Origin of the sequence: Neobacillus sp. GCM10027624, assembly GCF_042675345.1 — a bacterium.
Lineage (GTDB): Bacteria > Bacillota > Bacilli > Bacillales > Cytobacillaceae > Neobacillus > Neobacillus cucumis_D.
Genome location: NZ_JBHTHD010000018.1, coordinates 12,903 through 25,834, shown reverse-complemented (window position 1 = coordinate 25,834; position 12,932 = coordinate 12,903). Strand labels below are relative to the sequence as shown.

At 39.1% G+C, this 12,932-nt stretch carries 13 protein-coding genes; 1 reads left to right on the top strand and 12 read right to left on the bottom strand.

Features of this window, described 5'->3' with window-relative positions:
* Nucleotides 1-3: 3 nt before the first annotated feature.
* The 6 genes from ACFQZ9_RS25220 to ACFQZ9_RS25195 are packed head-to-tail and all read right to left on the bottom strand — an operon-like array spanning nt 4 to nt 6,099.
* The gene (locus tag ACFQZ9_RS25220) at nt 4-831 is read right to left on the bottom strand and encodes a carbohydrate ABC transporter permease (protein ID WP_498946138.1); all 828 of its coding nucleotides are present in this window, start codon (nt 829-831) and stop codon (nt 4-6) included.
* On the bottom strand, nt 828-1,727 hold the full coding sequence (locus ACFQZ9_RS25215; protein WP_498946136.1) for a carbohydrate ABC transporter permease: 900 nt from the start codon (nt 1,725-1,727) through the stop codon (nt 828-830). The genes ACFQZ9_RS25220 and ACFQZ9_RS25215 overlap by 4 nt, the downstream gene beginning before the upstream one ends.
* Nucleotides 1,724-2,983, bottom strand: a complete 1,260-nt coding sequence (locus ACFQZ9_RS25210) for an ABC transporter substrate-binding protein (protein ID WP_498946135.1) — start codon at nt 2,981-2,983, stop codon at nt 1,724-1,726. The genes ACFQZ9_RS25215 and ACFQZ9_RS25210 overlap by 4 nt, the downstream gene beginning before the upstream one ends.
* A 32-nt stretch (nt 2,984-3,015) precedes the next feature.
* Entirely contained in the window at nt 3,016-3,798 is a 783-nt protein-coding gene (locus tag ACFQZ9_RS25205) for an SDR family NAD(P)-dependent oxidoreductase (RefSeq protein WP_498946133.1), read from the bottom strand.
* Nucleotides 3,798-5,306, bottom strand: coding sequence for an FGGY-family carbohydrate kinase (locus ACFQZ9_RS25200; RefSeq protein WP_498946132.1), 1,509 nt, complete (start codon nt 5,304-5,306; stop codon nt 3,798-3,800). The genes ACFQZ9_RS25205 and ACFQZ9_RS25200 overlap by 1 nt, the downstream gene beginning before the upstream one ends.
* Nucleotides 5,307-5,334: 28 nt before the next feature.
* Nucleotides 5,335-6,099, bottom strand: coding sequence for a DeoR/GlpR family DNA-binding transcription regulator (locus ACFQZ9_RS25195; protein WP_498946130.1), 765 nt, complete (start codon nt 6,097-6,099; stop codon nt 5,335-5,337).
* Between the two features lie 635 nt (nt 6,100-6,734).
* Between ACFQZ9_RS25195 and ACFQZ9_RS25190 the strand changes: the two genes are divergently transcribed.
* Nucleotides 6,735-7,022, top strand: a complete 288-nt coding sequence (locus tag ACFQZ9_RS25190; protein ID WP_498946129.1) for a response regulator — start codon at nt 6,735-6,737, stop codon at nt 7,020-7,022.
* Nucleotides 7,023-7,348: 326 nt separating this feature from the next.
* On the opposite strand, the gene ACFQZ9_RS25185 is transcribed toward ACFQZ9_RS25190, so the two are convergent.
* From ACFQZ9_RS25185 to ACFQZ9_RS25160, 6 genes are all read right to left on the bottom strand, one after another.
* The gene (locus ACFQZ9_RS25185) at nt 7,349-8,080 is read right to left on the bottom strand and encodes a hypothetical protein (RefSeq protein ID WP_498946128.1); all 732 of its coding nucleotides are present in this window, start codon (nt 8,078-8,080) and stop codon (nt 7,349-7,351) included.
* Between the two features lie 358 nt (nt 8,081-8,438).
* Nucleotides 8,439-8,693 (bottom strand): hypothetical protein, encoded by a 255-nt coding sequence (locus ACFQZ9_RS25180; RefSeq protein ID WP_498946126.1) that lies wholly within the window; start codon nt 8,691-8,693, stop codon nt 8,439-8,441.
* A 211-nt stretch (nt 8,694-8,904) separates the two neighbouring features.
* Nucleotides 8,905-9,558 carry a CoA transferase subunit B gene (locus ACFQZ9_RS25175; RefSeq protein WP_498946124.1) on the bottom strand — a complete coding sequence of 218 codons (654 nt, stop codon included), beginning with the start codon at nt 9,556-9,558 and terminating at the stop codon, nt 8,905-8,907.
* 27 nt (nt 9,559-9,585) lie between these two features.
* Nucleotides 9,586-10,287 (bottom strand): CoA transferase subunit A, encoded by a 702-nt coding sequence (locus ACFQZ9_RS25170; RefSeq protein ID WP_198313733.1) that lies wholly within the window; start codon nt 10,285-10,287, stop codon nt 9,586-9,588.
* A 155-nt stretch (nt 10,288-10,442) separates the two neighbouring features.
* Nucleotides 10,443-11,399, bottom strand: coding sequence for a 3-hydroxyacyl-CoA dehydrogenase family protein (locus ACFQZ9_RS25165; protein ID WP_498946122.1), 957 nt, complete (start codon nt 11,397-11,399; stop codon nt 10,443-10,445).
* A gap of 42 nt (nt 11,400-11,441) precedes the next feature.
* Complete coding sequence (locus ACFQZ9_RS25160; RefSeq protein WP_498946120.1) at nt 11,442-12,863, bottom strand: sigma-54 interaction domain-containing protein; 1,422 nt, start codon at nt 12,861-12,863, stop codon at nt 11,442-11,444.
* Nucleotides 12,864-12,932: the final 69 nt, after the last annotated feature.

Below are 12,932 nucleotides of genomic sequence, written 5' to 3'. Positions count from 1 at the left end.
TAACTATTCTTTCACTGCTCCTCCGCCCATTCCTTTAATAAGACGTTTCTGAATAAAGAAGGATAGAATAATAGTAGGGATTGCCGAAACTAAAATGGCCACTGACATTTCACCCAATTGAACACCCCGAAAGGTATCAAAACTTGAAATCGCAACCGGAAGAGTTTGCGTATCCTCCCCGCCTAAAATAAGAGCATAAAAAAGGTCATTCCAAGAAAGAACAAAACCAAAAATACTCGCAGCTCCAATTCCCGGAAGCACTTGAGGTAAAACCACTTTTCTAAATGCTTCAAACCTTCCGCACCCATCAATCAATGCCTGCTCCTCAAGTGATTTTGGAACAGAATCAAAGAAACCGATTAAAAACCATGTCACGATTGGTAAAACAAAGGTTAAATGGGCGATTGTAACAGGAATTAATGTACCGTTTACCTTTAAAAAATAAGAAACTAAAAAAATAGGTACGACTAAAACGGCTGAAGGAACAATCTCAGAAATAAGAATGCTAAAACGTGTAATTTTGCCGCCAGTTTTAAATTGGCTAATTGAATAGGCCGCCGGCAGACCCACAAGTAATGAAATTCCGACTGAAATAAAACCTACTATTAAACTATTAACAAAGTTAATAGGAATATCTCCGGATAACACATGGAACCAATTATTAAAAACAGGAGTAAAAATCACACTTGTTGGTTTATTAAGCTCTGAAGGTGTTTTTAATGAGGATAAAATGACCCAAACAAAAGGTGTTAAAACAAAAACCATAACTATAAACAAAAATAGTATTCGAAAAGTTTTATTGAATAGAGTCTCTTTTTGATAGCTTTTCATCGGGAGGATTCCTCCTTCCTTTGCCCTCTAAGCATGATGACAATTGCGAGCATCACAATTACAACAACTGTCCATGCAACTGCAGAGGCCTCCGAAAGGCGATAATATCCAAATCCAAGTTTGTAGATGTGGTACTGTAAGGTCTCAGTAGCATTTCCAGGTCCACCCCTGGTGATGGCATAAACATATTCAAATACTTTTAATCCATCTAGCGCCCTGATAAGGACAGCTACAATAATAATTGGTTGCATTAAAGGCATTGTAATATTCCAGAAAGCCATCCACTTATTTGCCCCATCTACATACGCTGCTTCAAAAGGCTCCTCCGGGAGACTTTCGAGTCCTGCCAAAAGCATAAGGACCATAAAGGGTGTCCATTGCCAAACATCTATAAAAGCCAATGTAATTAATGCTGTATTGGGACCAAAGAAGTTTATCGACAAACCCATTGATTTAAAAATTGCTGGAATAAATCCTAATTGTTCACTAAGTAAAAACTTAAACATTAACCCTACAGCAATAGGTGTAATAAACATGGGAGCTAAAATGATGGAACGTGTAAGGTTTTTGAATTTTACTTGCCGCTTTAATGAAAGTGCGATTAACATACCGAATAATAACTCGAAGCTGACAGCTAAAATCACAAAGATGATCGTGTTACGGAAAACGGCCCAGTATAGTGAATCACTAAAGATTTTAGTATATTGGCTAAACCAAACAAAATGATCTTGACCTGGATTCGTAATTGAAAAGTCCCTTAGGGAAATCCAAAACGAGTAAGCAAGCGGATATGCTAAGATAACAAACATAAGAACCAGTAAGGGCAAGATCATCCGCCATTTGTAAGAAAACAGGAAGAAAGATCCCTTTCTTCCTTCACCGCTTTTCTTCATCATTTTTCCAATGTCTCCTTTGCCTTAGCAGCAGCATCTTTAATGGCTTCATCCACACTTTTTTGACCATTAACAGCTGCGTTCAATTCAGTTCCAATGACTTGAATTGTTTCTTCTGCATTTGGTCCATCAGCAAGCGGGACAGCATCTTCTAAAATATTCTTAAGAGTTTTATAATAACTTTCTCCGTACCCTTTTTCCCATACTTGTGAATTATCCATTGCGCTATTTCTGACTGGAGCACCACCTAGAATCACACGATTAACTTCTTGTTTACTTGAAGTAATCCAATGGATAAATTTCCATACTTCTTTTTTATGGGAAGTCTTCGCAGGAATGGACCAATACCATGCTCCTAATGCAGCTTTTCCACCTGGTACTTCAGCAAGATCAAATTTTCCTGCTAAATCTCCTGCTGGTCCCTGTTTATTATTCAATGTTGGTAACATCCAGTTATAATTTATTGTCATCGCACTTTCACCGCTCGAAACTGATCTCATCGCTTCATCAAATGCCCAGTTCGAGCTGTTTGGCGGTGCCGAATTCTTATAGGTTTCTATATATTTTGTTAAAGCTTCTCTTGCCTGAGGGGAATCAAGTACAATATTTCCTTTTTCATCTTGGATTTGGCCACCAGCAGCAAACAACCAGTTTGACCATTCTTCCAAAATCTTATATCCCTTTTGCGGCTGTGAGGCAATTCCATATTTGCCTTCCTTGGTAAGCTTCTTTGCTGCAGCTTGTAACTCATCTAAAGTCTCAGGGGCCAATAATTTATTTTTGGAAAATTCATCCTTTCTGTAAATCAAACCTGTGGCATAATTATAGAAAGGAACACCATATACTTTTCCATTTACAGTAGCAATCTTTCTTAGAGGAGCTGAAAAATCTTCAAAATTATAATCTTTACCGGCTGCTTCAATTTTTTTATCAAGTGGCTCTAAGTATCCGGCAGATGCAAAATCATACATCCAAGGATTATCAACTACAATAATGTCATAAGCAGATTTTGGTGCTAAAAAGGAAGAGACAAGCTTATCCCTGATTTGATCATAAGAAAGCATTTCAATCTCAATTTGAATATTTGGATTATCCTTATTAAAATCTTTTACCATTTTCTTCACGATATCCGAATCAGGGACCTGTTCCATTAGTGCTTTTAATACAACTTTCCCTTCAGTTCCTTCTGTTTTTTTTGCTGTGCTGCACCCTGCTAATAATATGAAAATTAGTACAAAACAAAATAATTTCTTTAACATTAGCTCCACCCCTTTTTTCAACTAATATTGAATTAATCCATAAAAGCGCCACCATTAACCGCTATGGCTTCACCTGAAATAAAATCTGAATCCGGACCTGCTAAAAAAGAAACCACTTTTGCAACATCTTCTGGTTTTTCCAAACGACGGAGTGGCGTTACATCAATCATTCCTTGTTTTACTTCTTCCGCTGACTGACCTTTTAAACTTCCTTCCCATTCTAATTCCCTTTGCTGCATCGGGGTAGAAACAAACCCAGGACAAACAGCATTCACTGTAATTTTGTGCTTTCCCAATTCATGCGCCATGGCCTGAGTCAGTCCGACAACAGCAAATTTAGATGCAACATAATGACTTAAAAAAGGAACATTCCCTTGTTTTCCTGCCATAGAAGCAGTATTGATAATCTTGCCACCTGCATTTTGGAAAATAAATCTTTTGGCTGCTGCTTGACCGCATAAAAATACTCCCTTTGCATTGATGTTCATGTTAAAATCCCAATCTTTATCACTTAATTCAACAAAATGATTCATCGAGGAAACACCTGCGTTAGAAACCCAAACTTGTAAGTTTCCAAATTCTTTAACAAGTTGATCTAATGCACTAGTTATCGAATCCTTGTCAGTTACATTTAAGTAAATACCCTTTGCCACACCGCCACTTTCTTTAATTTCTGAGACTACTTGATTAATAGAGTTCAAGTCAATATCGGTTACTCCTACCACAAAACCGTCATTGGCTAATCGTTTTGCAATTGCCTTACCAATTCCACTTCCCGCTCCCGTAACAACTGCCAGGCCTTTATTAGTCCCCATTAAGCCTTCTCCTCCTTACTCAAAAAATCAGCTAAAATATGTTGCTCTTTGATTAGCTTGGGATATACAGACCGATATACATCATATAAAATTTTATATCTTTTATTGTTTTCTTGATTTGGTTCAATTTTTTCTTCTATTTTGATGAATTTGTCAATGTCTGACCAGGATTCAAAGTCACCAACTCCCATTCCCGCAATAAATGCAGCACCTAAGGAGGACCCTGGATGTTCAATAATTGATTCAAGCGTCAAACCCGTAATATCAGCAATAATCTGCCGCCAAAATCTTGATTTTGAACCACCATTTGTAATTCTAACTCTGTTCAAGGTAAATCCAAGTTCGCGGAAAATTTCAATATGATGGTTAAATCCGAATCCAATTCCCTCTAATATTGAGCGATATAGATGTGCACGAGTGTGTCCAAGGTGAAGACCTACGAACATCCCCCTTGCTTTAGAATCATTGATAGGAGTTTTTTCTCCTAGAAAATAAGGAAGTGTAATCAAGCCATCTGATCCAATTTCAGTCGCTTCCGCTTCTTGATCAAGCTTTTCCAGCGGACATCCATTCGCTACTTCTCTTTGAAACCAGCGGATCAAACTGCCACTAGAAGCCATACATCCATTTGGCAAAAAGTGTCCAGGTACTAAATGGAAGTCTAAATACAATCTTGGATCAGAAATGGGAAGGGAGGATGATAATAAAATATCACCTGCCCCTCCTAATTTGATTAAAAGATCACCATTTTCAATGAGACCTGCAGAGAATGCACTAGCTACATGATCTGCTGCCCCTGCAACCACAGGTGTACCATCTTTTAAACATGTACCATGATCACCTTGAACAGTTCCAACCACTTGATGCGAAGGGTAGACTTGACCGAGCCAATCTTTATGAATTCCTGCCTTTTCTAATATAAAATCATCCCATTGCCCAGTTTGATAGTTATATAATCCACTTTCCAAAGCCCAGTTGGCTTCCAAAGTTTCTTTTTGTTTTCCAATTAATTTGCGTGTGATGTAATCATAGGAGCCACAAATCGAAGCTGTTTTCTCCAAAACATGCGGTTCATGTTTTTTTAACCACATAATCTTCGGTGCAATTGACTGCTGTGTTATTTCGGAGCCTGTTTTTTGAAGTATGTTATATCCTGAGGTTAGCTTTGATAAGTTGAAAATCTCTTCTGATGCACGTGCATCATTCTGTTGAATAGAATATCTGATTGGTTCTCCATCTTTATCTAAGCATATTAATGTTGGTACCATTCCACTTACGCCAACTGCCGAGATTTGATCTGCAGTCACATGGGATTCGTGTAAAAGAATTGGTAACAATTCTTTTACATTTTCCCACCATTGTAAGGGATCTTCCTCAGACCACCCAGGTTTTAACGTATATAGGTGGATCGGTTTTGACACACTATTTACAATTGAGCCGCTTTTATGAACCAGAACTAATTTGGTTGCTGTAGTCCCAATATCAATTCCAATAATATATTTTCCCATCAAATCCCCACTTTTTGTTTAAATCCGATTAAGTTAACACTACGGTAAGATCATTTTTCTTTAGGCGATTTACCTTTTCCATATTTATAGGTTTATTGGTTATTAAAGTATCAATTTCATTAATCGAAGCAATTTTTACAAATGCTCTTTTATCAATTTTTCCCTCATCAGCCACTACAATGGTTCGTTGTGATGATTTTATGGCTTTTCGTTTAACTTTTACATCATCGATATTAAAATCAGAAAATCCACATTCGGGATCAATTCCACCAACCCCCATAATAAAGGTGTCTGGATAAAAGTGATCGAACACATTTTCAGCTATTTCTCCAACCATGGACCGCTCCCCGTTTCTCACAATACCACCCAATACGATTAAATTAATATTTGGACGGTCGGCTAAGATCCAAGCAACCCTAAGACTAAAGGTCAGTATAGTAAGATTGCTTCGCTCCATTAATTCCTCAGCTACAGCTAAAGCTGTTGTTCCCGTATCGATAACTACTGTCTCACCATCCCTAATCATACTTGCTGCCTTTTTACTAATAGCACTTTTGGCATCGTAATCCTTTTCGTATCTCATTTCAAAAGGCATTTCATAGGACCCTTGATTAATTTTCGTTGCTCCACCCCTGATTCGCTTTATCACTCCTTTTTGGGCAAGAACATCTAAATCTCTTCTTAGGGTCATTTCCGAAACTTTAAAGTGTTCACTTAGATCTGAAATTAACACCTTATCTGTTTGATTTAACATCTCTAATATCTCTTTTTGCCTATTTCTAACATATTTCATGTTAAAACAATAATATTTTTTGTTAAATTTGTCAATTAATTTTCCGAATATTCAATCGACGTTTTTTTCAGATCTAATCTCTTTATTAAATGAAGTCTTAGAATCTAATTCTGTAGCTAAAAAGGTTGTAGCGATGTAAATTAATACTTCTCATATCAGGCTAACAGTCTATTTTTCTAGATAATAAGAAAAATGCTATGATTTGATTACTAAAAAAGACCAAATTAATTCTAGACGTTTCGTAGATAAGTTATAGATTTTTGTAGAAAAAATCAAATATTTGGAGAAAACCGGTCCACTTTTGTAGATATCCTGCAACAATGCCGATTAAATCGAAATCTGTGTTGATATCCCTTCCCTGTTAGTACAAAAAGAATAGCTACCAAAAACGGTAGCTAGATTTTTACCAGGTTTTACCGCATTTCAGAGAATGATATCGGCCAAGGCAGGAAATGGTTTGTCATTGCTCCATCAAAGGTTGCTCAAACAAGCATCGTTCTGCACAACAAGGAATTAGTGGCTAGGTTTTCTCCTGAAGTTAATTTGGAAACCCCTTCCTTATTGTTTTTCACGGAAAAGCTCGATCAGCTGTATAAGGATTTTTCAGATCAAAATATAACCGTCAGTGAGATCTTTTGGATCAAGGAACTGTAGATGATTTAAAAAAGCTGCGAATCTCGGAATCAACTGCACTCCCACTCTATCAAAAAGGTATTGATTTACGGACATTGGAAAAAATAAAAAAGTGCTTCACCACTTCAGCCAGTCCCTTGAGCGCCGATCAAATTGCCAAATTAGCCGGTGTTAGTCTATCCACGACAAGAACGTATCTTTCTCATTTGGTGGAAGAACATGAATTGATGGAAGAACAGCAATACGGAACCGTGGGCCGTCCATTGAGGTTATACCGGCTGGTGAAGTAGGAGTGGGTTTTTAACAAAAATCGGAGATTTCCAGGCGTGGGAAACTTTCCACGCCATTTTATTTTGCTCACTTCTGTAAATATTCTGTCTTATGTGGATATATCCAGAAAATATGTGGATAAGGTCGGAATCTGTGTTGATATCCTTGAAAAAATTGTGGGTAAAATTTAATTTTATGTGGATATCCTGCGAAAAATTGTTGATAACCTTAAAATGGTCGCCCCCAAAGGCTGCCCAGCCCAATAAAAAAACGCCAACCCCAATACGTCATGGGACTGACGTTCAGTTCTCATATGAAAATAACAATTTGGAGTTAAAAACTGAGGTTAAAGTTGAAGATGTATTTTGAGTTTTGCTAAATCTCTTTCATTTTGGACTGACTTCTTCCAAATAAGGTCTTGGTCCGCCTGTATATCAGTCAATTTATTTATCACTTGAGTCAACTTTCCATCCATGATCGTTTGATTTTCACGGACAGCAGCTTGGTCTTCTACTATAATTTGCAGTTTTTTACTCATAGATAGCTGTTCCGTTTTCACAACCTGGATTTCCTCTTTGATGCTTTGTACTTCTCCTTTTAGGCCCTGTACTTCTCCTTGAACGCCTTTTACTTCCCCTTTTAAGCCCTGCACTTCCCCTTTTAAGCCCTGCACTTCTCCTTTTAGGCCTTTTACTTCCCCTTTTAAGCCCTGTACTTCTCCTTGAACGCCTTTTACTTCCCCTTTTAAGCCCTGCACTTCTCCTTTTAGGCCTTGTACTTCTCCTTGAACACCTTTTACTTCTCCTTTTAAGCCCTGTACTTCTCCTTGGACGCCCTGTACTTCACCCTTTAGGCCCTGTACTTCTTCTTGGACGCCTTTTACTTCTCCTTTTAAGCCCTGCACTTCTCCTTTTAGGCCCTGTACTTCTCCTTGGACGCCTTTTACTTCTCCTTTTAAGCCCTGCACTTCTCCTTTTAGGCCTTGTACTTCTTCTTGGACGCCTTGTAACGTTTCATTCATACCGCCTACTATCGTCACTAGGTTAGATAACATTTCTTCCATTTTTCCCTCATTCATTCAACTCACCTCCTTCTTAAAGAATATTATACATCACACGATAATCTTTGACATATAAGTCTTAATAAAGACACAATTCGATTCATTTCATACGTATGATTAAAATCACCACAAACCGTTTTTGAAAACGAACATTGTCCTAAATTGTAGATAACCTGCCAAATTGTTGATATATCCCCAAAAAGTGTTGATATCCTGCGAAAATTTGTTGATATAATCGGAATTTGTGTCGATATCCGGGCAAAAAGTGTTGATATAATCTAATTTTGTGTTGATATCTCTCAAAAATTTGTTGATATCTGCAAATTGGCCGCCACAACTTATCACAAAATTAAACTTAACCAACAAAAAACCCTTATCACTCCTTGATAAGGGCCAAACCATTTTTATTTTTAACAATACTTTGACGACGTTTTTCCCGGTTTCTTTGTAATTCGCTTTGTTTCCATATGTATTTCTGCATATACAGCCTAAGAACATCTTTCATACACTTTCCATTTTTCTCAACTGCGTCTCGAAATTCATCACGAATACATTCTGGAACCTCAATACTTAATCGAACCGTTTTTGCGCTAATTCCCTTCTCCTTTTTTTCTACGCCATTTTGGTGCATGATGGAACCTCCCGTTAGAATAAAAGACTTTTCAAATTAATTACGGAAAACTAAATATTATAAATTTTTAACCTAAACTATCTTAACAACTGAAAGCGTATACAATATAATATATTTTTCGTCAAATTTCGACACTCATAATGTTCAAATGTAAAGGTAACCGAAAATAAAAAAAGAAAAGTGCGTAAACACTTTTCTTAGGATGATGATTTTATTTTGTTAACAGCAATTCCGGACTTACTGAAAAAGCAGCTTCTGTCTTTTCCTTTACCTCTTCTACCGAAACTCCCTCTTGTGTTTCGACTAGGACCATACCTTCCGGAGTAAAATCAAAGACGGCCAGGTCCGTAATTAAGCGGTGAACCACCTGTTGACCTGTTAATGGCAGAGAACATGCCTTTTTTACCTTTGATTCACCATGTTTATTTACATGTTCCATGATCACGACTACGCGTTTGGCGCCATGAACAAGATCCATTGCACCGCCCATTCCTTTGACCATTTTACCTGGGATCATCCAATTGGCTAAATCTCCGGTTTCAGAAACCTCCATACCGCCAAGGATGGCAAGGTCAATATGTCCGCCCCGAATCATCGCAAACGATTCCGCACTATCAAAATAGGAAGCACCTGGCACAGTCGTAACAGTTTCTTTTCCTGCATTAATTAAATCTGGGTCTTCTTCCCCTGCAAACGGATAGGGTCCAATCCCTAATAATCCGTTTTCGGATTGTAGCAATACATTATAATCCTTCGGTATTTCATTTGCCAAAAGCGTTGGCATTCCAATTCCTAGGTTCACATTCATTCCATCTTGAATCTCTTGTGCCGCCCGTTTTACAATTCTTTGTCTCGTTTCACTCATCGCGTATTCTCCTCCCAAATAGTTTTTCTATGCCTTGCTAACTGTAAGCCTTTCAATTCGCTTCTCATAGTTCGTTCCGAGGAAGACTCTTTGAACAAAAACACTAGGGGTATGAATGTGATCGGCATCTAACCCGCCGATTGGTGTGATTTCCTCGACTTCGGCAATGGTAACCTTTCCGGCCATAGCAGCGAGCGGGTTAAAATTGCGAGCTGTTTTTCGATAGATTAGATTTCCAAGCGGATCTGCCTTCCATGCTTTTACAAACGCAAAATCTCCGATAATTCCTTCTTCCAAAATATAGGTCCGTCCGTTAAACACTTTATGTTCTTTTCCTTCCGCAATCGGTGTCCCTACACCAGTTGCCGTATAAAATCCAGGGATTCCAGCACCGCCGGCACGAATTCTCTCTGCGAGTGTCCCTTGTGGCACTAATTCTACCTCAAGCTGACCACTCAAAAATTGGCGTTCAAAAAGTTTGTTTTCGCCGACATAGGAGGAAATCATTTTTTTAATTTGCCGATTCTCTAATAAAAGACCAAGTCCCCAATCGTCTACACCGCAGTTATTGCTGACAATCGTTAAGTCCTTTGTTCCTTTATCACGTAAAGCGAGAATCGCCTTTTCAGGGATACCGGATAGACCGAAGCCGCCAACAATGATGGTTGCTCCATCTTGGATATCCTGAATCGCTTCTTCTATTGAATCAATCGTTTTATACTTTTCCATTAAAAATCATCACCTTTCAATCCTATTTTTTTGGTCTTATTAAAATGGAATCGCGGATAAAATCCTTCAATTCGCGGATAAAGCGGTTGAATTCGCGGATAAAACCCCTCAATTCGCGGATAAAGGCAACAACCTATACGAAAACAACCTATCTATTAAACTTTTACCTGTTGTGGAATGCCTTTGGCTCTCATTTTTCCAAGTTTAATAAAGTTGCGGTCTCGGTCATTCAGTTTTTGGGAAACGAGTTGATTGTCATATGGATAAATGCCTTCGCCTGTTTTTGTTCCAAGCTTCCCTTGTTCAACCAATTCTTGGATGACTTTAGGGGCCACCACACTTTGATCCAAATCAGGCGCTACATTTTCAAACACGCGCTGCCATGTATCAAGGCCGCCAAAATCGGCAATTTCAATCGGCCCTGTAAACGCCCAGCGGAATCCTGGTCCGGCTGTGATGGCTGTATCGATATCCCGTGCACTGGCTACACCTTCTTTTAACAAATAAAAGGCTTCCCGCATTAAGGCGGTCTGCAAACGGTTCGCAATAAAGCCGGAAATCTCTTTCTTTAGGAGAATGGGCGATTTACCGATCCGGCGAATCAGATCCATTGTCGCATCCACAACCGCCTCTTTTGTTTGAGGATGCTTTACCAGTTCAACGAGAGGGACTAAATGGCCTGGATTAAAGAAATGCGTAATCATCATCCGATCGGCAAAAGTTGCCTTTTCCATTAAACGTGAGATGGGAAATGTCGACGTATTGGAGGCCACAATCGCATCTGCTTTCATCAGTCGTTCCAATTTTTCGTAAAGCTCCCACTTCCACTCAATCACTTCCGGAATCGCTTCAAGGATAAAATCCGCTTCCCTAACCGCTTCTTCCAAATCTGCTGTATAGTGAATATTCGCTAAAACAGTTTGCTTTTGCCCCACATTCAGACCAGCTTCCTCCACCATCAGTGAAACATTTTCAAGAATCCGCATCTTTGCTTTTTGTAATAACTCTTCATTTAAATCATGAATCATGACAGTGTAACCACTAGCAGCAAAAGATTGGGCAATGCTGCTCCCCATTACACCCGAACCAATAATGGAAATATGTTGAATCATTTTTGACTTCCCTCCTGTGGCTTTTCCATCTAGGTGACATTGCTATTTGACATCATATAATTTGCATTTTTCATAAAAACTAGTTTTACTAATTCCAAGCAGCTTGGCAGCTTCTAATTTATTTCCGTCCGTGACCGCCAGCGCCTGTTGAATGGCTTGTTTTTCAACCAGAGCTAAGGCTTCTTTTAAGGGTTGAACAGGGAAAGACGATACGGCTGTCTCAATGTTAATTGCTGGTTTTAGTTGGTCTTGACGATCTAACTTGGGCTCTTGGTCGCGTAAATACAATGGCAAGTGATTCGGTTGAATCGTTTTGCCGTCGATCACATTAATACAGCGCTCCAGCACATTCTCAAGCTCCCGAATATTGCCTGGCCATGTGTGCTCCATGAGTTTTTCCTGCACTTCATTCGATAGTTCGATTCCCTTTCGGTAGAACCTCTTTTCCAATTTTTTTAAAAGGCTCCTCGAAATCAAAGGAATATCCTCACTCCGCTTCCTGAGAGGAGGAATTTGTATTTTTATGACATTTAAGCGATAGTATAGGTCCTGACGAAAGTTTCCTTCCTCTACCATCTTTTCTAAATCTCGGTGGGTGGCAGCGATGATTCGGACATCCACTGGAATCGATTTATGTCCGCCCACACGCCGCACTTCTTTCTCCTGCAGAACCCTTAACAGTTTACTTTGCATAGAAAGAGGCATGTCCCCGATTTCATCAAGAAAAAGGGTTCCCCCGTTCGCATGTTCAAACTGCCCCTTCTTGCCGCCTTTTTTTGCTCCCGTAAACGCGCCCTCCTCATACCCGTAAAGCTCCGACTCAAGTAAATGCTCCGGAATAGATGCACAATTGATCGCCACAAACGGGGAGAAACCACGAACGCTGTTATCATGCATTGCATGAGCAAATAATTCCTTTCCCGTTCCAGACTCGCCAATCAGTAAGACAGAAGAATTACTGTTGGAAATTCTTTTAGCAAGTTCTTTTACAGCAAGAAACGTGGAACTGGTCCCAATTAAATCTTGAAAGCTGTATTTACTCTTCATGTCCTTTTGAATTTTAGTTTGATAATACTTCAGTTCTTCCACAAGATGCTGAATTTTGCTTTGATACATCCGCCACTCCTCAGGGTTGCGAAACATCACGGTTCCAAGGCCCCCAACTACTTCCCCATTGTCAAAAAGCGGAAAACGATTGGCGATCATTTCACTGCCGTTAATGGGTTGAAGCGAAGCTAGTTCCTTTTCCCCTGTTTTAGTAACAATGTGCATTCGTGAGTTTTCAATCACATCGACTGCTGGACGTCCCAGCGCTTTTTCAACCGTTGTTCCAATAAACTCACAATAGGCTTCATTGATATAGAGAATAACTCCCTCACGATCGACGATGACGACTCGTTCAGCTAGTAGATTAATAATTTGCTCATGCCAACTAGAAGGAACTCGTTCAAATCCTGGATTCACTTTCTTTCCCACCTCGTCACCTTTTTTACCTTATTATAACAAAAAGGCAGACCTTCGAAGATAGGAAAG